The following is a 23,295-nucleotide window of genomic DNA, read 5'->3' on the forward strand; positions in this document are numbered from 1 at the left end:
CACCGTAGATCTGCTCCGACCACAGCGATAGCTTCCTTGAGGAGATAGTTGCTCCGTCCCCTTAAACCAGCCTTAAGACACCCTTAGATGCTAACTCTGTGTGACGTAACCGCCGACCTGTGTGGCGTTTACGAGCACGCCCGCGGCTCGGGGTACTAGGCTTCGGAGGCCTGCTTCAGGGTGGCCAGCGACTCGACGAGGACTGCGTCCAGCTTCTTGTTGTTGAAGATGAGGCCGAAGAGGGGGCCCGCCATGGATTCTTCGACGGTGACGCGGGTGGAGTCGTCGTCGGTGGACTCCAGGACGAAACGGTGGACGACCTTGGCGCCGAAGGCGGCGCCGGTCCAGGCGATCTCGCGGGGGGCTTCGAGGACGGCGAAGCGGGCCTTCATCTTGGCGCCGCTCTTGACCCGGGTGAAGCGGCCGTCAACGGTGACGCCCTGGTCGAGCTGGATGTCCTTCACGCCGGGCTCGAGGTTGGTGTCCCAGCGCGCGACGTCGGTCAGTTTCTGCCAGACCAGGTCGATCGGCGCGGCGATGACGGCCTCGCGGCGGCCCTGGATCGCGGCCCGGTCGTCGATCCGGCCCTTCTTCGCGTACTCCTCGTGCAGGACAGCCAGCGACGGACCGGTGTAGAAAAGCGAATTGGGCATCTGACATCCTTCGTTAATGCAACTTTGTGTTGCAATTGCGCTGGATCATGCCAGCCCCGGCCGACGGATGCAATCACGTTGGAGGTCACCAGTGAGCCAGTCGGTGCGACCCGGTGCCACACCACCCGGTGCCAAACCACCCGGTACTGCGCGGCCAGGTGGGCGGACGGCGCAGAACCGGGCTGCGGTGGTCGGGGCCACCTTGTCCGAGCTCGCCGAGCACGGGTACGAACGGACGACCGTGGAGTCCGTCGCGATCAGAGCCGGCGTTCACAAGACCACCGTCTACCGTCGTTGGCGAACCAAGGAACGGCTCGTCACCGAGGCCCTCGAAGCGACCGCCGAAGTACAGATCGGGGTCCCCGACACCGGCGATCTGGCACTCGACCTGCAAACGCTGGCCCGCGGTGTGCGGTCCGTCCTGATGAGCACGGTCGGATCCGCCGCCGTCCGCGCCCTGGTCTCCGGTGCCCAGTCCTCCCCGGAAGTCGCGCGGGTACTGCGAACCTTCTGGGCCGGCCGCCTGACCAAGGTCATCCCCGTGGTGGAGCGCGCCGTGGCCGACGGCCGACTTCCTCAGGGCACCGACGCGATCGAGTTGATGAAGTACCTCGCGGCCCCGCTCTTCCACCGGATTCTGGTGACCGGCGAGCCGGTGACCGAGGCCGATGCCGACCGCGCGGCGACCGTAGTACTGGTTGCCGGCCGGGCCGGGGTGTTCGTTTGACCGCGCTGGAGACCGGAGTAGGTCGCAGCGATGATTCCGGTTCCTCGCGGTTGTCAGTACCAGTGACTGCGAGTTTCTGGAGGAGCTGTGAGCAAGGAACGAACCACGGTCGAACAGCGCTGGGTGCTGGCGCTGACCTCGATCGGCTCGGTGATGGTCGCCCTCGACGTCTTGGTGGTGGCAGCGGCGCTGACCACGATCCGGCAAGACCTGGGCGCGTCGATGGAACAACTGGAATGGACGGTGAACGCCTACAGCCTGAGCTTCGCCATGTTGCTGATGACGGCCGCCGCGATAGGCGACAGACTCGGCCGCCGCCGAACCTTCGCCGCCGGCCTCGCCCTGTTCACGGTCGCCTCGATCGGCTGTGCACTGGCAACGTCGGTGCCGTCACTGATCGCCGCCCGCACACTCCAGGGCGCCGGCGCTGCCATGGTGATGCCACTGGCGATGGGACTACTCGGTGCGGCCTTCCCGGCCGAACGTCGTGGCTGGGCGATCGGCGTCTTCAGCGGCATCACTGGCCTCGCGGTGCTGGGCGGCCCGATGATCGGTGGCGCTGTCACTCAGGGCCTTGCCTGGCAGTGGATCTTCTGGATCAACGTGCCGGTGGGTGTGCTGGCCATTCCCCTTGTACTGCGACGGATCCCGGAGAGCAGAGGTCCCGTACGACGGCTGGACCCGCGGGGCGCCACCCTGATCACGTTGGCGGTGCTCGGCCTCGTCTGGGGAGTGGTCCGTGGTGCGGTAGCAGGCTGGACGAGTCCGGAAGTAGTGGGCTCCTTCGTGCTCGGAGCCCTGCTCCTGTTGGGATTCCTGGCCTGGGAGAAGCGGGCAGCAGAACCGATGGTGCCGCTCAGCTTCTTCAGGGTCCGGGCCTTCTCCGCAGGGAACACAGCCGGCTTCTTCCTCTCTGCGGCCCTGTTCAGCGCGGTGTTCTTCGTTGCCCAGTTCATGCAGGCCGTGCTCGGCTCAGGACCGCTCAAAGCCGGCCTGCAGTTACTGCCGTGGACTGCCACGCTCTTCGTCGTCGCGCCGATCGCGGGCCGGCTGGTGGACCGTATCGGCGAGCGACCGATCGTGGTGGTCGGCCTGGTCCTGAATGCGATCGGGATGGCGTGGATAGGGCTGGTCGCGGATCCGGGCGTGCACTACATCTCGTTGGTGCCACCGATGATCGTTGCGGGCTGTGGAATCTCGATGGCGATGCCGGCCACACAGAGCGCCAGTATCGGCTCACTGCCTCGCGAAGCGGTGGGCATCGCTTCGGGGATCTACGGCATGACACGGCAACTCGGCGGTGCGGTCGGAGTCGCAATATTGGCCGCGGTGTTCGCCACCAATGGCGGCTATGGATCGCCAGCCTCCTTCAGCGCCGGTTTCACCCGGGCGTTGGTGGTGTGCGGCGTACTGTCGTTGGCTGGGGCCCTTGCTGGGCTAGGGATCGCCGTCCGGCGTACGGAGCCTTCGGCTGGCCCGGCTGTGGCGATGCGCTCGGTTGAGGAGGTGGGATGAACCTGGAGGAGGAGTTCGCGCAGTACCGGGGTGAGCTGGTCGCGCACTGCTACCGGATGCTCGGGTCGCTGCACGATGCCGAGGACTCCGTGCAGGAGACCTACCTGCGGGCCTGGCGTGGCTTCGCGGAGTTCGAGGGGCGTTCGTCCGTCAAGACCTGGCTCTATCGGATCGCTACCCGCGTCTGCCTGAACGCCTTGCAGCACAGCAGTCGCCGGATGGTGCCGTCTGCCCTTGGAGCTCCCGGTGCGGACCCGAACGACCTGGCAGCTCAAGCACTTGAGGTCAGCTGGCTGGAGCCGTTCCCGGACCTGCTGCTGAATGCGGACCCGGCTGCGGTGGTCGGGACTCGGCAGAGCCTTCGACTGGCGATGGTGGCCGCGCTGCAGCACTTGCCGCCGCGGCAGCGCGCAGTACTGGTGCTGCGGGATGTGCTGGCCTGGCCCGCAGCCGAGGTGGCCGAGTTCCTCGAGACTTCAGCTGCTGCGGTGAACAGTTCGCTTCAGCGCGCTCGTGCTGAGCTTGCGCGGCTTTCGCCCGCGGAAGAGGAGTTCAGTGAACCGGACGAGCCCGTACGCCGTGCGCTGCTCGACCAGTACGCGAAAGCCTTCGAGAACGCTGACCTGGCCGCGCTGGAAGGTCTGCTGACCCAGGACACCCGGTGGGAGATGCCGCCGATCCCGACCTGGTTCAACGGCAGGGACGACGTACTGCGGTTGCTGGCGGTCAAAGTCCTGCCAGGGGAGGGGAGACGGATCCTCGTGGAGACGTCGGCCAACGGCCAACCCGCCTTCGCTTGGTACGTCCGCGGCCGTGACGGTGTGTATCACGGTCATTCCCTGCAGGTGCTGACCATCACCAAGGCCGGGGTATCGGCCGTCCTCGCCTTCCACCGGCCGGATCTGTTCGCGTCGTTCGGATTGCCGGTGAGCCGGTTGTCCACAGGCTGAGTGGGAGGGCGAGCGGCGGGTTGGATCCGGATGGGAGACTTCGGAGCGTGACCGACGAGGAAATCCTGCGGATGCTGCCGATGGCGGCGGCCGCGATCGCCCTGGACGAGCGACTGGCCGATCAGTATCTGGCCCAGCTCGGCCAGTACGACGAGCGCGACCAGGCGCAGGTGGATCGTTGCGTCCAGTCGGCGCTGGAAGGGTTGATCCGCGCGGTCTGGTCGCGGGGCTGGGCGCCGGGGGATGTGGTCCAGCACGGCCGCCGGACGCTCGACCAGGTGATCGAGTCCCTGCTGCTCGCGGTGATCGCGTCGGAGCATCGCTCCTACCCCGTCTCGACCATCGATCCGCGCTGGCTGGAGCAGCTGAACGATCTCGGCATCGACCAGCCGTACGAGGAGATGAACCTGACGGTGTGGGCCGCTGATCGGCGCCTCGGCCGCTACCTGGGTCTTCATCACGCTCTCGTGCTGGCCGGCTTCCTGCAGACGTTGCCCGGCATCGCGCGGCTGTTCCCGCTGCCGGGTGCGGCGGCACCAGGTCGTCGCGGCCACTCTCAGCCGGCGAGCGGCAAGATGCTGGCCCGGATCCGCGCCTTGCTGGCGAAGGCCGAGGCGACGGACTTCCCCGACGAGGCGGAGGCTCTCTCGGCGAAGGCGCAGGAACTGATGGCGAAGTTCTCCCTCGATCGGGCGCTGGTGGACGCCGGCCCCGAGCATCAGCTCGACGATGATTCCGGTGCGCGCCGGATCTGGGTCGAGACGCCGTACGTGTCGGCGAAGGCGCAACTGGTCGGGGCGGTCGCGTCGGCGAACAACTGCCGCACGGTCTCGATGGAACAACTCGCGGTGGTCACGATCGTCGGCGCCGAGGTGGATCTGCAGCTGACAGAGCTGCTGAGCACCTCGCTGCTGGTCCAGGCGAACCGCGCGATGCTGGCGGCCGGGAAACACTTCGGCCGTCGGGGCGAGTCCCGGACCCGCTCGTTTCGCCAGTCGTTCCTGATGGCGTATTCGCAACGGATCGGCGAGCGGCTGCAGGCGACCACCGAGGCTGCCCGAGCCGCAGTGGCGGAGGCCGATGCGGACCGGTTGCTGCCGGTGCTGAGCAAACGGGAGGAACAGGTGGAGGCACTGTTCGTGAAGCTGTTCCCGGAGACGACCCTCCGGCGCACCAGGGTCTCCAACGGCGCCGGCTGGGCGGCCGGCCTGAGCGCCGCCGACGCGGCCCACCTGCAGGCCCGCCGCCCTGTGAACCGCTGAGGCATGCTGCTCTGCACCAGCACGAGTTCTGGTCCAGTCAAGCGTTATGCTGCACCCCGACCAGCCGTTTGCCCACCGGCCCGTTGACAGCGCGCACGTCCGGTGTTAGGAGCCTGATGTCACAGACCGTCGAGAAGTCGCCCCCAGTAGAGGCGGCTCCTCCGGACAAAGCTGTCGGGCGTCTTCCGCGCTGGATCTCCGCCGGCATCACAGCTCTGGTGCTGCTCGCGGCGACTGCCTTTTTCCTGAGCACCGCGGTCGACACGGGCCTGCCGACCGGCTCGGCGATCGCGGCTCTGCTCGGCCTCGCGGTCACCCAACTGGTCCCCGGCGTACTGGTCTGGCGAGTCGTGCGGCCGATGCGCGGCTGGTGGATCGAAGACGTGATGATGGGTCTGGTCACCGGCTTCGTGCTGGCGGTCGGGGCGCAGGCACTGGCCGGCTACACCGAGCAGCCCTGGATCTCGGCTGCGCTCCCGCTGCTGGTGGCGGTCGTCCTGATCGCGATGCCGCGAACCCGCGGCCGGATCCGGCGGGTCGGGACGAGCAACCTGCCGCTGTGGTGGGCACCTGCCGTCGTGCTGACGGCGCTGTTCGGCCTCCAGGACCTGAAGGCGTTCTACGTCCAGGAGCCGTTGACCTGGGCGAGTGGTTTCCGCGCGCCGTACGTCGACACGTATCTGCACCTCGCGCTCGCCGGTCAGCTCAAGCACCGCGGTCCGATCAGCTTCCCCTGGGTCCAGAACGAGCCGATGGCCTACCACTGGTTCAGTCACGCCTGGGTCGCCCAGGTCTCGACTGTCTCGAACACCGGGCTGGACGAGGTGCTGCTGCGCTTCTTGCCGGCGCTGATGCCGCTGGCGCTCGTCCTGGTGGTCGCGATCGCGGCGGTCCGGATCAGCGGGCGCGCGTGGACCGGTCCGGTCGCGGCGGTGCTGGCGCTCGGCGGTTCCGAGCTGAACATCTTCGGCATCCGCACCCCGGGGTATCCGATCGCGCCGTTCTCGCCGAGCCTGGCGCCGTCGATCCTGATCCTGATCGCGATCGTGGTGCTGCTGCACTTCCGCTGGCGCCGCGAGCTGACGCCGTACGGGTTCATGCTGCTGCCGCTGCTCGGGTTCGCCGCGTCGGGGACCAAGGGCTCCTCGATGCCGCTGATCGTCGCCGGCGTCGGCCTCGCGTTCGTCGCGACCCTGATCTTCGACCGGTCCGGGTTCAAGAGCCGGATCGTCGACGGCGTGATCTGCGTCGGCGCGCTGTACCTCGCGCTGGCGATCGTCTTCCAAGGCGCGACCTCCGGGTTGTCGCTGCAGTTCCACGAAGCCGCGAGGGCGACCTCGCTGAGCTCCCGGGTCGGCGTCCAGACCACGGCCACGTTGGCTTTCGCGGCCATTGTCACCGTGCTCGGCATCTGTGGCCGCGGCACCGGCCTGCTCTGGCGGCTGCGAACCGCTGAAGGCCGTCGGGACCCGATGACGTGGCTCCTGCTCGGTGGTGGTTTCGCCGGTGCCGCAGCCGTCGTCGTCTTCGTCCAGCCCGGCTTCAGCCAGTACTACTTCGCCCGCAGCGCGGGTCCGTTGCTCGCACTCGGATCGGCCGTCGGCCTCGTCACGTTGGTCGACCAGTTGAAGAGTCGTGCCTGGCGGGCGATCCTCATCGGCCTGGTCCTCGGACCGTTCTTCGTCCTGCTCCCGCTCTGGGAGGTCGGCGTGATCGTCCCGGGGCACGGCGGCATGATCCACATCGCGAAGATGGTCGGCGTGGCCAGCGCCGTCCTGCTGGTCGCCGGTGTGATCGCCTGGGTGCTGACGCCACGAATGAGGTTCACTGCCTTCTTCGCCGCGATCACCGTGGCGATCCTGGCCGGCGGCGTCACGACCGTCGTCCGGCTGCAGATCGACGCCCCGGAGACCGTCGTGTTGTCCCCGATCAAGCCGACCTCCTACCTGGCCGTCGGCAGGGACCAGATCACCGCGGCCCGCTGGATCCGGGACCACTCGGACGTCGACGACGTGGTGGTGACGAACCGGCACTGCGTCTTCCCGGTCGAGCCGAAGAGCTGCGACAACCGCCGGTACGTCGTGGGCGCGTTTTCCGAGCGGCAGATGCTGGTCGAGGCCTGGACCCCGAGCACCAAGTCCTTCGAGCTCGGCCCGAAGGGTCGCGAGGTGCTCACGGTCAACTACTGGAAACCGGACATCCTGGCCCTGAACGACGGCTTCGTCGCAGCACCCGACGCGGCCAAGGCGGCCAAGCTCTACGCCCTCGGCGTCCGCTGGATCTATGTCGACTACACCCGCCCGTACGCCAAGACCCTCGAGCCGTTCGCGAAGCTCCGCTACCAGAACGCGGCCGCCTCGGTCTACGAACTGCCCAAGGCCTGACCTGGTCCGCTAGGCGGGGACGGGCTTCAGGCCGGCCAGGATGATGTCGAGCAGGCGGCCGGCCTGGTCGGGGTCCATGTCGCGGCCCATGGTGATGCCGCCGACGAGCCGGAGGATGTCCATCAACTCCAGCTCGGGACGGACGGTGCCGGCCGCCTTGGCCCTGTTCAGCAGCAGGTCGCCGGCCTCGCGAACGTTCAGCTTGCAGGCCGAGAAGAACTCGGAATCCTTGCCCAGGGCAGCGGTCAGTTCACCGGCCAGGCTCTTCTTCGAGATGCTGTAGCCGACGAAGCTCTTCAGCCACGCCGCCAGCGCGTCGAACGGCCCGAGCTGGTCGGCGAACCCGTACGCCCGGTCGCAGACCGACTGGATCTCATCCACATAAACCGCTTCGAGCAGCGCCGTACGGCTCGGGAACCGCCGGTACAGCGTCCCGATGCCCACCCCGGCCCGCCGGGCGATCTCTTCCAGCGACGTATCGGTCCCGTGCTCCGCGAATGCCTCCCGCGCGGCAGTGACCAGCAGGTCGTAGTTCCGCGCCGCGTCCGCTCGGGACGGCCGCGTACAGGGCAGCGGCTTGGACTCTCGCCGCTCGCCGGAGCCGATCGGCGCCGAAGCGGTGGTGTTCATCCCGGCCTCCAAAAATTCCCTCGACAAATCACTTGAAAAAGCGGAGGTACCCTCCGTACTGTATCCGGAGGAGCGCTCCACTTCTTCTGTTTTCCACTCTAGCCCCTTCGGGGTAAGGAGCAAGTCACACTATGTCGGCAACATCCGTGGCGCCGAGCGGCGCCTCCACCGGCACGCCCGCGCGGCGGCCGTCGGTAGTCCTCGCGGTCATCCTGGTCACCCAGTTGATGGTGATCCTGGACGGCACCGTGGTGAACATCGCGATGCCCAAGATCCAGCACGCCCTCGACTTCAGCCCGTCCAACCTCTCGTGGGTCCAGAACGCCTACGCGCTCGCCTTCGGTGGTCTTCTGCTGCTCGGCGCCCGCGCCGGCGACCTGCTCGGCCGCCGCCGCGTCTTCATCACCGGCGTCACCGTCTTCACCGCCGCCTCCCTGCTCGGTGGCCTCGCCCCGACCGCCGAGCTCCTGCTCGCGGCCCGGGTCCTCCAAGGCATCGGCGGCGCGATCGCGGCTCCGGCCGCACTCACCTTGCTGATGCTCACCTTCAAGGAAGGGCCGGACCGGTTGAAGGCCCTCGGCCTCTACAGCCTGGTCTCCTCCGGTGGCGCGAGCGTCGGCCTGGTCGTCGGCGGCATGCTGACCGACTGGGTCTCCTGGCGCTGGGGTCTGTTCATCAACGTCCCGATCGGTATCGGCCTGGTCATCGCCGCCCGGCTGGTGCTCGCCGAGACGCCGCCGGAGACGGGCAAGTTCGACGTCGCGGGCGCACTGACCTCGACGCTCGGCATCACGTCTCTCGTCTACGGCTTCATCCGCGTCGCCGAGGCCGGCTGGGGTGCTGCCGAGGTGCTCGCGGCGTTCGGTGCAGGTCTGGTTCTGCTGGCGACCTTCGTCCTGATCGAGCGTCGCGCTACCCACCCGATCGTGCCGCTGCGGTTGTTCCGGGATCGCGACCGAGTGGCGGCGTACCTGACCATGCTGCTCTTGGTCGGCACGATGTTCGGGATGTTCTTCTTCCTCACGCAGTACCTGCAGGGCGTACTCGGCCTGAGCCCGCTGGCCGCGGGTCTGTCCTTCCTGCCGCTGACCGGTCTGCTGTTCACCGCGTCCCGGATCGTGCCGCGGTTGCTGGGCAGGGTCGACGGTGGGCGGCTGATGATCGCCGGTGCGATCTCGGTAACCGCAGGCATGATCTGGCTGACCAGGCTGACCATCGACAGCCACTACCTGACCGGAGTCGTCGGTCCGCTGGTGCTGTTCGGGCTGGGCGCCGGGATGATCTTCATCCCGCTGACCGGTCGCGCATTGGCCGGCGTACAGCCGGAGAACGCAGGCGCCGCCTCGGGTCTGCTGAATGTTCTCCAGCAGGTGGGCGGTGCCCTCGGCCTCGGCATCCTGGTCACCATCTTCGGTACCGCGAGCCGCTCGTCCATCGCCGACGGTGGTTCGGCCAACCCGACCGAAAGGGCCCGGGAGATCCTCACCGACGGTGTCCACGCCGCGTTCATCGGCTCGGCGATCTACGCCGCGCTGACGCTCACGGTGATCATCCTCGGCGTCCGCCCCTGGATCCGCCGCAACGCGGCCCCAGTTCCGGCGACCGCCCTCGAGCCCGAGGCCGTGGACTCGCACATCTAGCAGGAAGCTGTCGGCGACCGGCGGTGGGGCGCCGGTCGCCGATGCCGTGGCTCAGAACGGGCGTCGGTAGGTGACGCTCTTGGACTTGACGCTGAAGTCCAGGCTCTCGTAGAGGCCGAGTGCGCCGGTGGGGTTCTCGGCGTCGACCCCGAGCGAGGCGCGCTGGAAACCGATCCCGGCCGCTTCGGTCATCGAGCGGGTGAGGACGAGCCGACCCAGACCACGGCCGCGGTGAGTGCGACGGGTGCCGAGCTGCCCGATCCAAACATCGCGGACCCCGGTGACCGCGGTATCGGCCTCGTGCTCGTAGCCGAGGGAGTACGCCACGATCTGATCGTCGTCGAGGACCAGGAACGAGACCCCCGGGCGGAACCCGCGCGAGCCGGTGAACCAGGTCTGCCAGGACGACTCGTCTCTCGGGGTCGAACCCCAGTGGTCCCGCGTACGGGAACGACGGCGACGCTCTCGTCTACCTGACCTACTCGTTCACCACCGCCGACCGTCGCCGCCAGATCACCGTCTCGCTCACCCCCTGGGGTCCCGACCGGAATTCCACCGACGACGCCGTCGACGCGCTGATCGATCGAGCGCTCTGCTAGCCGGCGGGCTGCCGGCAAAGCCACGCCACCGCCAGCGGGTAGCGGTACTCGATCCCGCCGTGCGTCCCCTCGAACAACTCGAAGTGCACGCGCTCATCCGGTAGGCCGGCCTTCTGGACGGACTGCCGGAAGGCGGTCGCGCCCAGATCGAGGTAGTACTCGTCCTGCTTGCCCGCGTCGATCCACACCGCGCGCATCGACCGCAACGCCTCGCCGTACTCAGGCTGCTTGGCCATCTCCACCGGATCGTTCGCCAGCCACCGCTCCCAGATCTCGGGGACGACCACCCCGAGCTCGTTGAACGGCAGCTGGACTGTCCCGTCAGGCAACGCCGAGTACGCCGAGGCGTAGCCGTACATCTCCAGCAACTCCAGATCGAGCCGGCTGTTCTGCCCCGACCGGCTCCCGAAGTCGGCGAAGAACTTCTCGTACGACCCTTCGTACAGATCACGCAGTTGGCGGGCGCGCTGCGCGAACTCAGGCCGGTAGGCCACGTCGAACAAGGCGTCTCCGGCGTGGGTCGCCAGTGCGCCGAAGATGTCGGGCCGGTGCATCGGCGTCACCATCGCGGCGTACCCGCCACTCGACTTCCCGGTGATCGCGCGGTGGTCCCGATCGGCAAGCGTCCGGTAGCGCCCGTCCACCCACGGCACGATCTCGTCGCAGAGGTAGGTCTGGTACTGCCCGGTGCCGGGGGAGTCGAGGTACTGGCTGCCGCCCAATCGGGTCCAGCCGTCGACGAACACCACGATCGCCGGCGGTACGTCACCGGTCGCGAACATCGCGTCCAGCAACTCGGGGTACGGCTGCCGGAAGGGCTGCCGGTTGAACCACATCCCGAGGTGCCCGGTGTACCCCATCGCCACATAGATCGACGGGTACCGCTGCTCCGACCCGTCGTACCCGGGCGGCAGGTAGACCAGGACCGGACGTTCGTGCGGATCCCCGAGCACGTTTCCCCGCAGTACGGTGCTGTCGAAGACGGGCTGTTCGAACCGGCCGGCCAGTTCCGCGGACCAGGGCAACATCAGGCAACCTCACATCGAGTCGGGGGCCTTGATGCCGAGCAGGCCCAGACCATCGTGCAACACGGTCCGGGTCGCCGCGCACAGGCCCAGCCGGCCGGCCCGCTGTTCACCAGTACTCGGCAGCACCGGGCAGGTCTCGTAGAACGCCGAAAGCGCGCTCGCGACCTCGTACAGATAGGTGCACAACTTGTGCGGCTGCAGGGTTTCAGCAACCTGTACGACGGCGTCGCCGAAGCCGGTCAGCAGCAACGCCAGCCGCTGCTCGGCCGGCTCCGCCAGCATCGTCACAGGTCCGGGCGCCTCGCCGGCCTTGTCGAGCAACCGGGTCAACCGGGCATGCGCGTACTGCAGGTACGGGCCGGTGTTGCCCGACATCGCCACCATCCGGTCGAGGTCGAACACGTAGTCGTTGATCCGGTCACTGGCCAGATCCGCGTACTTCACGGCCCCGATTCCGACCGCGTCGGCGATCGCCTGCCGCTGGGCCGCCGGCATCTCGTCGTCCCGGCCGGCCAGTAACGCGGACGCCCGAGCGACCGCATCGGCCAGCAGGGAAGCGAGCCGGACCGTGCCACCATCTCTTGTCTTGAAGGGTTTCCCGTCCGGACCAAGAACGGTGCCAAAGGCAACATGTTCGGCCTGCGTCGTGGCGGGCAGCCAGCCGGCATTCCGGGCGAGCGTGAAGATCTGCTGGAAATGCAGGCCCTGCCGGTGGTCGACGACATAGATGATCCGGTCCGCGTGCAGGTCGGCCACCCGATACCGGACGGCGGCGAGATCCGTCGCGCTGTAGCCGAACCCGCCGTCGGACTTCCGGACGATCACCGGCAGTGGAGAACCGTCCCGGCCGACGAAGCCGGGCAGGAACGCACACTGCGCGCCGTCGGACTCCGTCAGCAGCCCGGCGGCCGCCAGGTCATCGACAATCCCTGGCAGTTGGTCGTTGTACGCACTCTCGCCGACAACGTCCGACCGGTCCAGCGGCGAGCCGAGTACGGCGTAGAGCCGGTCGAACTCGACCAGCGAGACCTCGACCATCTGCGCCCAGATCGCGAGCGTCGCGGCGTCACCCGATTGCAGCAGCACCACCCGGGCCCGGGACCGGTCCGCGAAGGCAGGCTCGGTGTCGAAGTGCTTCCGTCCCCGCTGGTAAAGCTGCTGAAGCCCTTCGATATCAAGGGATCCCACCTCGAGCTGCTCGAAGAGAACCTGCTCGACCATCATCCCGAACTGGGTGCCCCAGTCGCCGACATGGTTCTGCCGGATCACCTCGTACCCGACGTAGGCCAGCACATTGCACAGCGCATCGCCGATCACCGTCGACCGCAGATGCCCGACATGCATCTGCTTGGCCACATTGGGCTGCGAGTAGTCGACCACAACCCGCTCGCCCCGCGCAGGCAGCTGCCCGGCGAGCGAGTTCACCGCCGCCGCCAACACCGACGAATGCACTGTCAGGTTGACGAATCCAGGCCCTGCGATCTCCAGCGAGCACAGATCGTCCAGCTCGGCGGCCGCTACCAGCCGTTCCGCGATCACCCGCGGCGGCAGCCCGAGTGACTTGGCGAGCTTGAGCGCGAGGCTGGTCTGGAAGTGACCGAACTCGGGTCTTGTTGCCGCCCGCAACTCAGGGCCGACCTCGGCGTACGACGTACCGAACGTGGCCGTAGCGGCGGCGGACAACCGGGCAGCAAGGACAGGGAGTAAAGCGGACATGGCAAGGATCCTTCGAACGACGCACCGGAACAGGACTGAGGTGTTCAGACAGCGCGTCGTCGTCGCAGGCCCGGAGGCAGCGCACAGGGCGCTAGCGATCACCGGGCTCGTCGACATGGCCCTAAGTATGCACGATTCAGAGCCGGTGTGGCGACGGAGCCGGTCGCCGTTCCGCCAACGGGATCACCGACGGCAGCTCGTCCTCGCCCAGATAGATCCGCCGGACGACACGTTCCGCCGCCCGCCCGTCGTCGAACTCGCAGAACTTTTCGCGGAACAGTTGCCGGTGCTTCGCCGCCTCGGCCGAGGCGAACCGGCCGGTCTGCAGCGCGGCCAGCAATTCCTCCGACGACCGCGCCACCAGCCCCGGCGGAAACTCGGTGATGTCGAAGTACGTGCCGCGGGCGTTCTCGTACGCACCCTTGTCATCGACCAGCAGCATGATCGGCCGGTCAAGGTTGGCGTAGTCGAAGCTGATCGAGGAGTAGTCCGAGATCAGGACGTCGGCCGCGAGCATCAGGTCCTCGACCCGTGGATGGTCCGAGGCGTCCACGACTCGGCTCGAGTGCACCGACGGATGCTTCGACAGCGAGTAGTGCGTCCGGACCAGCACCCGGCCGTGCTCTCCGACGGCGGCGGCCAGTTGGTCCAGATCCAGGTGGATCCCGTCGCCACCGAGATCGACGAGGCCGGTAGGAGTCCGGACGGCGTCCTGCCCGTCCCGCCACGTCGGCGCGTACAGCACGACCAGGTGCGAGTCGTCGAAACCGAAGGACGCCCGAATCGCCCGTACTTCGTCCAGCGTCGCAGTCAGCAGCCGGTCGTTGCGGGGGAATCCGTACTCGAGTTCCTCGAAGTGCGACGGGTAGGTCCGCTCCCAGATCTCCGAGGAGTACCGGTTCGACGACAGGTTGAAGTCCCAGCGGTCGACCTGGCGCATCAGCTCGTCGAGATCCAGGTCCTTCGCCGCGATCGGGAAGTGCCTCAGATCCGTGCCCATCGTCTTGAGCGGTGTGCCGTGCTGGGTCTGGATGTGGATCTGCCCGTCGCGCTTCTCGACGTCCCGCGGCAGGTTCATGTTGCTGACGAAGTACGTCGCCTTGTTCAAGAGCTTCTCGTACGCCGGGGAGCCGGCCACCACGTACTCGACGCCCTCCGGGATGGCCGCGACGTGATCGGCGTCGATGACCCAGACGCCACGGAGCTGCGGTGCGAGCTCGGCCGCCTTCTCGTAGATCGCGCGGGGATTGCACGCGTACTGCTTGAACCAGTACGCGCAGTACAGGGCCAGGTTCGGATCCAGTTCGCGGTGCAGCAGCTTGTCGACGGCCTTGCGGGGACTCGGGAGCGAGGCGCTGCCGCGCAGCACCTTCGAGCTGAGCTTCAGCGTCGAGTACGTGGCGTAGTCGTCGTGGATCAGCAGCCAGCGCCGGAAGCCACGGCCGGTGCGATCGACCGCATACCCCTCGGGCTTCCAGCGCTTGGCGAAGGCGGCCGCCGCGTGGAAGAACTCGGCCCGGATCTCCGGGTCGACCCGCTCGGGCTTGGACAGCACGGCCAGGATGTGGTCGAGCGATCGGTCGAAGACGAACCGCCACCAGCTGGCCAGCTCGGGGTCGGCGGTGATGAACGCGTTCACCCGGTCGTATTGGTCGAAGATGTCGAACTGCCGCCGGGTCCGGGTGGCGTGGATGTTCCCGCCGGTCCGGTGCTGCCGGTAGTGCACGACGACCCGGTCCAGGGTGGCGATCCGGCCGGCCGTGAGCATCGTGGCGTACGTCCACGGCACGTCCTCGTAGTACCCGGCGGTGAAGACGAAGCCGTGCAGGCGGAGGAAGTCGCGCCGGTACGCCTTGTTCCAGATCACCTCGAGGAAGGTCAGGAAGACCGGTCGCTCCGCCGCGGTGAAGACGCCCTGGCCCTCCCGGGCGAAGGCGTCGTGCCGCTGGTTGCGGACCACCTTGCCGTCCCAGAAGATCCGCTCGTAGTCGAACATCACCAGATCCGGCTGGTTGGTGTCGCCGATCCGGGCGGAGATGGCCTCCAGCGAGCCGGGCAGGTAGACGTCGTCCGCGTCCAGGAACAGCACGTACTCGCCGCGGCACTCCTTGAGCGCGACGTTGCGGGTCAGCCCGAGCCCGACATCCTCGCTCAGATGCACCGCCCGCACCCGGGGGTCGGCCGCGGCGTACTCGTCGAGGATCCGGCCGGAGCCGTCCGTACTCGCGCCGTCGACCCCGATCACCTCGAGGTCGGTGAAGGACTGACCGAGCACCGAATCAAGGCAGGGTCGCAGCCAGGCCCGTGCGTTGTGACACGGGACCACGATGCTGAACCTCGGGACCCCGGCGGAGTCGGTGCTGGCGGCCATGAGACGTCATCCTAGGCTGCGGTCATGACTGCTGATGTCTTCGAGCCACTGGCGACGCTGGAGGGGGTCGGGTCGGCGGCGCGGGCCGCCCGGGACGCCGTCGATGTGCTGCTCCGGGACCGGGGCCTGCGCAAGGTCGGGTCGGACATGACCACCGAAGCTCTGCTCCGCGGCGCCCACGCCTCGGCCGCGCTCGCCGGTAGTCAGGAAACACTCGAGCAGGTACGCCGGGGCGCCACCGACCCTCGTGCCGCCGGCGCCGTCCGGATGACCGGCGAGCTGATGAGCCTCGCCCCACAGTCGAACAAAACCCCGGTACAGGTCTGGACCAGACTGCACCAGTTGGCGGCCGCCGAACTCGGCGGCGAAGACCAGTTGGGGCACTTGCGCACCAGTCGCGAGCCGCTGCCGGACGACATCCCCGGCCTGCCCGAGGCGCCGGGAGCCGACGAGATGTGGGAGCGGCTGCACGGCCTGGCCCGCGCACTGAGTGGTCCCACGAGTGCGCCGGGCATCGTGGTGGCCGCCATCGTGCACGCGGAGCTCGCCGTACTGCGCCCGTTCCCGACCGCGAACGGCTTGGTCGCGCGTGCCGCCGAGCGGGCCCTACTGGTTGCCCGCGGCATCGACCCGGTCTCGGTCACGGTGCCGGAGCTCGGTCATTTCGAACTGGCCGGTTCGTACGCGCAGGGATTACGTGATTACGCGGCCGGCGGATTGACCGGAGTACGTGACTGGCTGTTGCGATCTTGTGAGGTCGTGGCTCTCGGTGCCGAACGTTCACCGCTCAACATCTCTGCCCAGCAAGGGAAATAGCCGCCTTCGCCGAGATGCGAACGGCGCTCTCTGACGAGAGCGCCGTCGCTGGCACGCCATCCTGGTTACCAAGCGTGCACCTTGTCTGCCGCCTCGGTCCGGTCCTCTCGGAACGGCCTTGAGGTCGTGCTGCCCGGTTGGGATGGGCTGGTCGCCGCGTGGGTGCCTGGCTGCCGTGCAATCTCTTCAGGACTTCGCTGGAAGGCTCCGTCCTTATGCTTCTTTTGTACTCCGCCAAACCCTTCGTGGGAAGGGCTTAGCCGACCTTCATGAAGCTGTGAAAATTGAGGATCTGTCACACACCGTCGGTGCCACGAGCCCGCCGGCGAGCCGCGTAGAGCAGCACTCCGGCTGCCGCCAGCCCGGCGCCGACGACGGTCGCGGCGACCGCGGGACGGCGTACTTCGTGGAAGCGGGTGCGCTCGGCGAGTGCGACCGGCTTGCTGAAATCGAGCACCGGCCAGTCCCGCGAGATCGCCACCCGGCGCAGGGCGCGATCCGGGTTCACCGCGAACGGATGCCCGACGGAGGCCAGCATCGGCTCGTCGGTGATCGAGTCGGAGTACCCGTAGGAATCCTTCAGTGCATAGCCTTCCGCTTCGGCGAGCGCGGTGATCGCAGTCGCCTTGTGCGGGCCGTAGACGTACTCCTCGACCTCACCCGTGTACTTGCCGTCGGCAACTGTCATCCGGGTGGCGATCACCTTGTCGGCGCCGAGCATGGACCCGATCGGCTCGACCACCTCGAAGCCGGAGGAGGAGACGATCACCACGTCCCGGCCGGCCGCGTGGTGCTCCTCGATCAGGGTCACGGCCTCGTCGTAGACGATCGGGTCGACGATGTGGTGCAGGGTGTCGGCCACGATCGAGCGGACCGTTTCGACGTCCCAGCCTGTGCACATAGCGGACAGGTAGTCGCGCATGCGCTCCATCTGGTCGTGGTCCGCGCCGCCGAGCAGATAGACGAACTGTGCGTAGGCGCTGCGCAGCACCGTCCGCCGATTGATCAGCCCGCCGGCGTAGAACGGGCGGGAGAAGGCCAGGGTGCTGGAGCGCGCGATAATGGTCTTGTCCAGATCGAAAAACGCCGCCGATCGGGATGTCCCCAGGTGCTCCATGGGGTCGAGGATAGGTGCTGCGGCGAAACGCCAGGGGGCCCGGCCTTTCGTGTGGCCTACTCTCCCGTTAGACTATTGAGCAGTGTGACAGTGACACTGGTTCGGCCGACCTCCTGAGGGGTCTCCGGACGCCCGGAATTCACGTTCTCGGTTTTATCGAACTGAGATGTGTGGGATCCGGTTTCGGGGGGTACATACTTCTCGACAGTGGCAGACTGTCGCCTCCTGATCGGCCCCCGGCTCCTCCCCCCGAGCCCGTGGCCGAAGACGGCCCCCGGTCACCCCCCCGCCGGGGGCCGTCGCCTTTCCTCTTCCAGGTCGAGCGTCTCGAAAGCTCCCGGTAGAGCGCTTCCAAGGTTAGAAGATTGTTCAGTTTTACTTTTCCTGAGCGTGAGAGCGCTTCCACTTTATGTAGGGTCTTGACAATGTAGTTGACTGGTCACACTTTGTGAGTCATGAAACCGCGAACCCGCCCCCGCACTACCGTCGCGATCTTCTCCACCCTCCTGTCCGCTGTCCTCGCCGTCTCCGGCGTACTGCTGGTGTCCGGCACCAGCTCCGCCGCGACCAACCTCGTCACGAACGGGACCTTCGAAACCGGCACCCTGGCCGGCTGGTCCTGCTCGGCCGGTACGGGCGCCGCCGTCAGTGGTTCGGCGCACAGCGGGACCTGGGCGATCCAGGGCACCCCGACGTCCGGCGACATCGCCCGCTGCAGCCAGACCGTCTCGGTCAAGCCCAGCACGAGCTACACGCTGTCCGCCTGGGTCAAGGGCTCGAACGTGTACCTGGGAGCCGACGGTGGCACCAGCACGTGGAGCACCAACTCCGCCTGGAACCAACTGACGACCACCTTCACCACGAGCTCCTCGGCGAGCACGGTGACGGTCTATGTCCACGGCTGGTACGGCGTACCGGCGTACCAGGCGGACGACATCGTCCTCGACGGTCCCGGTGGTACCAGCCCGCCGCCGGACACCACGCCGCCGACCACGCCCGGTGGTCTGACCGTGGGCAGCCCGACCTCCAGCTCACTGGCTCTCGCCTGGTCGGGCCGCGTCGGATGCGAGCGGCGTAGACCACTACGACGTGGTCCGCGGCTCCGATGCCCCGCAGAGCGTAGGGAACGTCACCAGCTGGACCGCTACCGGTCTCAGCCCGAGCACCAGCTACAGCTATAAGGTGCGTGCCTGCGACGCGGCCGCAAACTGCTCGGCGTACGGCGCGAGCGTGTCCGGTACGACGTCGAGTGGCCCGACCGACCCGCCGCCCGGTGGCGGCACCCTGCCGAAGCACGTGCTGACCGGCTACTGGCAGAACTTCGACAACGGGGCCACGGTCCAGCGGATCCGCGACGTGCAGGCCAACTACGACTTGATCGCGGTGGCCTTCGCCGACACGGACCCGAGCAAGCCGGGCGGCATCACCTTCACGCTCGACCCGACCTTGTCGAGCCGGCTGGGTGGCTACACGGCGGCCGACTTCAAGGCCGACGTCGCCGCCAAGCACCAGGCCGGCAAGCGGGTCATCCTGTCCGTCGGTGGCCAGAACGGCACGGTCTCCGTCACCAACTCGACGGCAGCCGCCAACTTCGCCAGTAGCGCGCTGTCGATCCTGCGCGAGTACGGGTTCGACGGGGTCGACATCGACCTGGAGAACGGCGTCAACTCGCAGTACCTGGGTCAGGCGCTGCGGAGCCTGCGGACCAGCTTCGGCACCGGTCTGGTGATCACGATGGCGCCGCAGACTATCGACATGCAGGCCACCTCGTTCGAGTACTTCAAGCTGGCGCTGAACATCAAGGACATCCTGACCATCATCAATGTCCAGTACTACAACTCCGGCTCGATGAACGGCTGCAACGGGCAGGTCTACTCCCAGGGCACGGTCGACTTCATCACGGCGCAGGCCTGCATCATGCTGCAGAACGGGATCCGGCCGGACCAGGTCGGCCTCGGCCTTCCTGCCTCGTCCAGGGGTGCGGGTAGCGGCTACGTGTCGCCGACGATCGTCAACAACGCGCTCGACTGCCTCGCCAAGGGCACCAACTGCGGCAGCTTCAAGCCGAGCACCACCTGGCCCACGCTGCGTGGCGCGATGACCTGGTCGACCAACTGGGACGCCCTGAACGGCAATGGGTTCTCCAGCACAGTCGGCCCCCACGTGCACGCCCTTCCCTGACGGCATGCACAACTACCACCCCGTGCAGGTACTGGAAGCGCTCGGAGTCTGTTCCGAGGACGAGCAGCTCTACCGAACGCTTCTGGCCCGGCCGGAAGCCACTACTACCGACCTTGTCGCTGACACAGGCTGGGCCACCGCACGGGTGGCCCGGCACCTGAGGTCGCTGCTGTCACTAGGCCTGGCGTCCCGTACCGCGGGGCGCCCGGCCCGGTACACCCCGGCCGTACCGGAAGCCGCGGTCGAGCTACTCGCTCTCCGCAAGCAGGCCGCGATCGTCCAGGCCAGGCTCAGCGCTTCCGTGCTCACCCAGGAGTTTCGGGCTGCCCACGAGTCCGGACCTTTCACCGTGATCCGTGGGAGCAGGCCATCGCCCAGCGGTTCTACCAAGCCCAGCAGAGCGCCCAGACCGAGGTCCTGGTGCTGGACAAGCCGCCGTACGTCGTACTCCCGGTGGAGCCGCGCCGGGCGTACGGCGTGAGCTACCGGACGATCTACGACATGGCCGCGCTCGGCAATCCCGCCGAGCTGGCTGCTGCCCGGAGCGCTGGGGCCAGCTGCAGGATGCTCAGCGATGTACCTCTGAAGCTGGTCGTCTCCGATCGGCGGACGGGGTTGCTGCAGACCGGGCAGGAGGTCATCGAGCTGGGGCCGTCCAGCCTGCTGGATGCGCTGGTGCGGTTGTTCGAGCTGCTCTGGCAACAGGCGACCTCACTGACACCGGAGTCGTCTGGTGATGGTCCGCTCAGTGCGGAGGATCACCAACTGCTCGCGCTGGCTGCGGCGGGGCTGACCGATCAGGCGATAGCCCGCCGGCTCGGTGTCGCCCAGCGAACGGTCGAGCGACGGATGCAGCGCATCCTCAAGTCGCTCGACGCGACCACGCGATTCCAGGCAGGACTGAGAGCAGGGCAGCGTGGGCTATTGATCTAACTTCGGGATCCGACGCAGGAGGAGCGTCAGCAAGAAGGTGATGAGAAGCAGCCCGGTGGCCTCCAGCACGACACCGGGCCAGGCGGCGCGCGTCCACGCAGTACCGGCCAGGCCGCCGAAGACAGCGGATCCGAGGTAGTAGGCGAAGAGGTAGAGGCTCGCGGCCTGCGCTGTGCCACCGCCCCCTGCGTGGGCGCGTGCGGCTACCCAGCCGTTGACCACACCGTGCACCGCGAAGAAGCCTGCGGTCATCACCCCGAGTCCTGCGATCACGATGGGCAACGGCGAGGCCAGCGTAATTGCAACGCCCGCTATGGCGATGAGACAGCCGATCGGAACCACGGCCCGTCTGCCGTACTTGTCTGCCAGCCTCCCTGCCGTCGCTGAGCCCGCAGAGCCCAGCAGGTAGACACCGAACACGAGTCCTGCCAACCCCGGCCCAAGCCCGTACGGCGCGGCCGCCAGCCGGAAGCCGGTCGCGTTGTAGACCGCGACGAATGCGCCCATGGATGTCACTGCGATGCCGTAGAGCGCCAGCAGAGCTGGATCCTTCAGCACCCGGCCGGTCTGCTCGAGAAGTCGCCTTGGACTGGGCGGCGTGGCTACGAAGTTCTGCGAGGACGGCAGCAGGAACGCCACGAGCACTGCGCAGACTGTGGACAGCAGCGCGATGCCTCCGAGCGCCATGCGCCAGCCACCGAGGTCAGCAAGGCCACCGGAGACCAGCCGGCCGGTCATGCCGCCCACCGCCGTGCCGGCGACGTACAGGCCGCTTGCGCGAGCGTGGCTACTCTCGTGGATTTCATCACGAAGGTAGGCCATCGCTATTGCAGGCAGCCCGGCAAGCGCGATGCCCTGCAGGCCGCGGAGCGCAAGCAGAGCCGACCAGCTGGGCGCTAGCGCGCAGAGGACGGCAATGACCGCGGCTGCTGACACTGACCAACGCATCAGCTTGGTCCGGCCGAAGACCTCGGATGCCGGTGCTGCGATCAGTAGCGCGAGTCCGAGACCGAGCGTTGCCAGGGAGACGGTCAGCGCGCTCTGGCCCGGCGAGACCTCGAACACGCTCGCTAGCTCCGGCAGCAGCGGCTGGGTGCTGTAGAGCATGGCGAAAGTCGCCAGGGCGGCAGTGAACAGAGCTATCGAGACCCGGCGATACCCAGGATCACCTGGCAGGTAGCCGGCCGCCGTGGTCTCCGGGATGGTCTGCATTCCTTCGACGGTGCCAGATCTGCTGGCATACGTAAAATGTCGGAATCGGCTGAAATTGATACGTTATTCGTATGCATGTCGCCGATCTGCGCTGGTTCGTGGTGCTGGCCGAGTCCGAGCGACTGACCGATGCCGCTTCGACGCGCTGACCGATCCCGAGTCGGGCACGGTGCGGTTGGCTTTCATGCACTCGGTCGGCACCGGCGTCGTACCGGATCTGCTGACGGCCTTCCGTTGCGAGGCGCCCTCGATCCGGTTCGCGCTGCGCGAAGAGCCGTCGCACGAGATCGTCCGTGACCTGGACTCCGGCGAGGCCGAGCTCGGCATCACGGGTCCGCGGCCCGCGAGCGACCAGTTCGGCTGGCACCTGCTCGAGCGGCAGCGCCTCTGTCTCTACGTCCCACCCGATCACCGGCTGGCCGGTCTGAAGCGGGTCGCGCTGGCCGAAGCCGCTGACGAGCCGTTCATCGCGCTGCGGCCCAACTTCGGCTTCCGCCGGGTGACCGACGAGCTGTGCCGGGCGGCCGGGTTCACGCCGCAGGTCGCCTTCGAGAGTACGGACCTCGGCACGATGGATCGCCTGGTCGGCGCGGGCCTCGGCGTCTCGGTGCTGCCTGGCGGCGCAGTACGAGGTAGTGAGAGTGGCGCGACGCCGGTCCCGCTGGCCGGCGTACGGGCTCGTCGTGACATCGGCCTGGCCTGGCGGCTGCACCGCGAGCTGTCCCCGGCCGCTCATCGCTTTCGCGCCTTCGTCCAAACCTGGTGATTGCAGGTTGGTGCAAAGAGTCTTGGCCGCGGGCGGTCCGGCCAGGCAGGGTTCAGGTGTGCAGAAGTCATGGAAGTCCGTGAAGCCCACCAGACGGCAAATCTTCGCCGCCGGCGCTGTAGCGACGGTCGCATCGATTGCCTCCACCTCTACCGCGTTCGCGGCCGACGACTACGGCTCGGGTGAGCTCGGCCCGTGGCAGGACTTGTCGAACGCGATCGCCACGCCCGCCACGATCCGCGCTGTCCGCGACGCCAACGGGGTCTACATGTTCGGCGACAGCATCTCCGTCCAGGACGGGTACACCCTCGCCGAGCGGTTGCACACCGACGGGATCCTGCTCGCGGTGCACAACTGGTCCGGCCGCCCGACGACCCCCGCGGTCGACGCACTCCAGGACTGGGCGACCACCTACGGGATGCCGCAGCGGATCCTGATGGCGACGGGTACGAACGACATCTTCAATCCGCCCGTGTTCGCGGCCCAGGTCGATCGGACCATGAGCATCGTCGGCACCACCCGCACGGTCATCTGGGTCAACGTCCAGGCGTCGCGGACGAGTCAGGCGGCTGCTGTCCAGCTTGCGGACCAGCGCAACAGCGGTTGGATCAACCTGCAGCTCGCCGACGCCCAGAAGCGGCACCCGAATCTGAAGATCGTGCACTGGGCCGAGTTCCTGGCGGCGAAGCCGTCGCGGATGTCACCGACGATGTACCTGCGCGACGGCGTGCACACGACGGTGCCGCTCGGCCAGAACGCCCGCAACGAACTGATCGCCCAGACGATCAGCTGAGA

At 67.6% G+C, this 23,295-nt stretch carries 20 protein-coding genes and 1 pseudogene; 13 read left to right on the plus strand and 8 right to left on the minus strand.

What is annotated here, in order from left to right; genetic code table 11:
- Positions 1-155 precede the first annotated feature (155 nt).
- Entirely contained in the window at positions 156-653 is a 498-nt protein-coding gene (locus tag F1D05_RS23405; protein WP_185442438.1) for an SRPBCC family protein, read from the minus strand.
- Positions 654-744: 91 nt separating this feature from the next.
- Here F1D05_RS23405 and F1D05_RS23410 point away from each other — a divergent pair, with 91 nt between their 5' ends.
- From F1D05_RS23410 to F1D05_RS23430, 5 genes are all read left to right on the plus strand, one after another.
- Positions 745-1,380, plus strand: a complete 636-nt coding sequence (locus F1D05_RS23410) for a TetR/AcrR family transcriptional regulator (protein ID WP_206685805.1) — start codon at positions 745-747, stop codon at positions 1,378-1,380.
- A gap of 87 nt (positions 1,381-1,467) precedes the next feature.
- The gene (locus F1D05_RS23415; protein ID WP_185442442.1) at positions 1,468-2,895 is read left to right on the plus strand and encodes an MFS transporter; all 1,428 of its coding nucleotides are present in this window, start codon (positions 1,468-1,470) and stop codon (positions 2,893-2,895) included.
- Positions 2,892-3,845, plus strand: a complete 954-nt coding sequence (locus F1D05_RS23420; protein ID WP_185442444.1) for a sigma-70 family RNA polymerase sigma factor — start codon at positions 2,892-2,894, stop codon at positions 3,843-3,845. The genes F1D05_RS23415 and F1D05_RS23420 overlap by 4 nt, the downstream gene beginning before the upstream one ends.
- Positions 3,846-3,892: 47 nt before the next feature.
- Positions 3,893-5,107, plus strand: a complete 1,215-nt coding sequence (locus F1D05_RS23425) for a DUF2786 domain-containing protein (RefSeq protein ID WP_246485896.1) — start codon at positions 3,893-3,895, stop codon at positions 5,105-5,107.
- Between the two features lie 116 nt (positions 5,108-5,223).
- Entirely contained in the window at positions 5,224-7,491 is a 2,268-nt protein-coding gene (locus tag F1D05_RS23430) for a hypothetical protein (protein ID WP_185442446.1), read from the plus strand.
- A gap of 9 nt (positions 7,492-7,500) precedes the next feature.
- Here F1D05_RS23430 and F1D05_RS23435 read toward each other — a convergent pair whose 3' ends face one another.
- On the minus strand, positions 7,501-8,121 hold the full coding sequence (locus F1D05_RS23435; RefSeq protein ID WP_185442448.1) for a TetR/AcrR family transcriptional regulator: 621 nt from the start codon (positions 8,119-8,121) through the stop codon (positions 7,501-7,503).
- Positions 8,122-8,252: 131 nt separating this feature from the next.
- Between F1D05_RS23435 and F1D05_RS23440 the strand changes: the two genes are divergently transcribed.
- Complete coding sequence (locus tag F1D05_RS23440) at positions 8,253-9,761, plus strand: MFS transporter (protein ID WP_185442450.1); 1,509 nt, start codon at positions 8,253-8,255, stop codon at positions 9,759-9,761.
- A gap of 51 nt (positions 9,762-9,812) precedes the next feature.
- Here the strand turns inward: F1D05_RS23440 and F1D05_RS23445 are convergent.
- The 4 genes and pseudogenes from F1D05_RS23445 to F1D05_RS23460 form a co-directional block, all read right to left on the minus strand.
- A pseudogene (locus F1D05_RS23445) lies at positions 9,813-10,181 on the minus strand (N-acetyltransferase family protein); the annotation flags it as partial.
- A 175-nt stretch (positions 10,182-10,356) separates the two neighbouring features.
- Positions 10,357-11,388 carry an alpha/beta hydrolase gene (locus F1D05_RS23450; RefSeq protein WP_185442452.1) on the minus strand — a complete coding sequence of 344 codons (1,032 nt, stop codon included), beginning with the start codon at positions 11,386-11,388 and terminating at the stop codon, positions 10,357-10,359.
- Between the two features lie 9 nt (positions 11,389-11,397).
- Positions 11,398-13,104, minus strand: a complete 1,707-nt coding sequence (argS, locus tag F1D05_RS23455; RefSeq protein WP_185442454.1) for an arginine--tRNA ligase — start codon at positions 13,102-13,104, stop codon at positions 11,398-11,400.
- 136 nt (positions 13,105-13,240) lie between these two features.
- Positions 13,241-15,475: a bifunctional glycosyltransferase/CDP-glycerol:glycerophosphate glycerophosphotransferase gene (locus F1D05_RS23460; protein ID WP_185442456.1), complete on the minus strand. Its 2,235-nt coding sequence runs from the start codon at positions 15,473-15,475 to the stop codon at positions 13,241-13,243.
- Between the two features lie 24 nt (positions 15,476-15,499).
- On the opposite strand from F1D05_RS23460, the gene F1D05_RS23465 reads away from it, so the two are divergent.
- On the plus strand, positions 15,500-16,291 hold the full coding sequence (locus tag F1D05_RS23465) for a Fic family protein (RefSeq protein WP_185442458.1): 792 nt from the start codon (positions 15,500-15,502) through the stop codon (positions 16,289-16,291).
- A 295-nt stretch (positions 16,292-16,586) separates the two neighbouring features.
- Here the strand turns inward: F1D05_RS23465 and F1D05_RS23470 are convergent, their stop codons facing one another.
- Complete coding sequence (locus F1D05_RS23470) at positions 16,587-17,408, minus strand: HAD family hydrolase (RefSeq protein WP_219732960.1); 822 nt, start codon at positions 17,406-17,408, stop codon at positions 16,587-16,589.
- Between the two features lie 455 nt (positions 17,409-17,863).
- Here F1D05_RS23470 and F1D05_RS40705 point away from each other — a divergent pair, with 455 nt between their 5' ends.
- From F1D05_RS40705 to F1D05_RS40720, 4 genes are read left to right on the plus strand one after another with little or no spacing between them, the layout of a single operon-like run.
- Positions 17,864-18,589 (plus strand): carbohydrate binding domain-containing protein, encoded by a 726-nt coding sequence (locus F1D05_RS40705; RefSeq protein ID WP_246485897.1) that lies wholly within the window; start codon positions 17,864-17,866, stop codon positions 18,587-18,589.
- A 1-nt stretch (position 18,590) separates the two neighbouring features.
- Positions 18,591-19,589, plus strand: coding sequence for a chitinase (locus F1D05_RS40710; RefSeq protein ID WP_246485898.1), 999 nt, complete (start codon positions 18,591-18,593; stop codon positions 19,587-19,589).
- 4 nt (positions 19,590-19,593) lie between these two features.
- A complete protein-coding gene (locus tag F1D05_RS40715) occupies positions 19,594-20,070 on the plus strand; it encodes a helix-turn-helix domain-containing protein (RefSeq protein ID WP_246485899.1) in 477 nt (158 codons plus the stop codon).
- Complete coding sequence (locus tag F1D05_RS40720) at positions 20,010-20,522, plus strand: helix-turn-helix transcriptional regulator (protein ID WP_246485900.1); 513 nt, start codon at positions 20,010-20,012, stop codon at positions 20,520-20,522. Before F1D05_RS40715 ends, F1D05_RS40720 begins: the two co-directional genes overlap by 61 nt.
- On the opposite strand, the gene F1D05_RS23485 is transcribed toward F1D05_RS40720, so the two are convergent.
- A complete protein-coding gene (locus F1D05_RS23485; RefSeq protein WP_185442460.1) occupies positions 20,511-21,734 on the minus strand; it encodes an MFS transporter in 1,224 nt (407 codons plus the stop codon). The genes F1D05_RS40720 and F1D05_RS23485 overlap by 12 nt on opposite strands.
- Here F1D05_RS23485 and F1D05_RS23490 point away from each other — a divergent pair.
- Positions 21,724-22,500, plus strand: a complete 777-nt coding sequence (locus tag F1D05_RS23490) for a LysR substrate-binding domain-containing protein (RefSeq protein ID WP_428994970.1) — start codon at positions 21,724-21,726, stop codon at positions 22,498-22,500. The two genes, F1D05_RS23485 and F1D05_RS23490, sit on opposite strands and share 11 nt — an antisense overlap.
- A 58-nt stretch (positions 22,501-22,558) precedes the next feature.
- On the plus strand, positions 22,559-23,293 hold the full coding sequence (locus tag F1D05_RS23495; RefSeq protein ID WP_185442462.1) for a hypothetical protein: 735 nt from the start codon (positions 22,559-22,561) through the stop codon (positions 23,291-23,293).
- Positions 23,294-23,295: the final 2 nt, after the last annotated feature.

Source organism: Kribbella qitaiheensis, assembly GCF_014217565.1.
GTDB classification, from domain to species: domain Bacteria; phylum Actinomycetota; class Actinomycetes; order Propionibacteriales; family Kribbellaceae; genus Kribbella; species Kribbella qitaiheensis_A.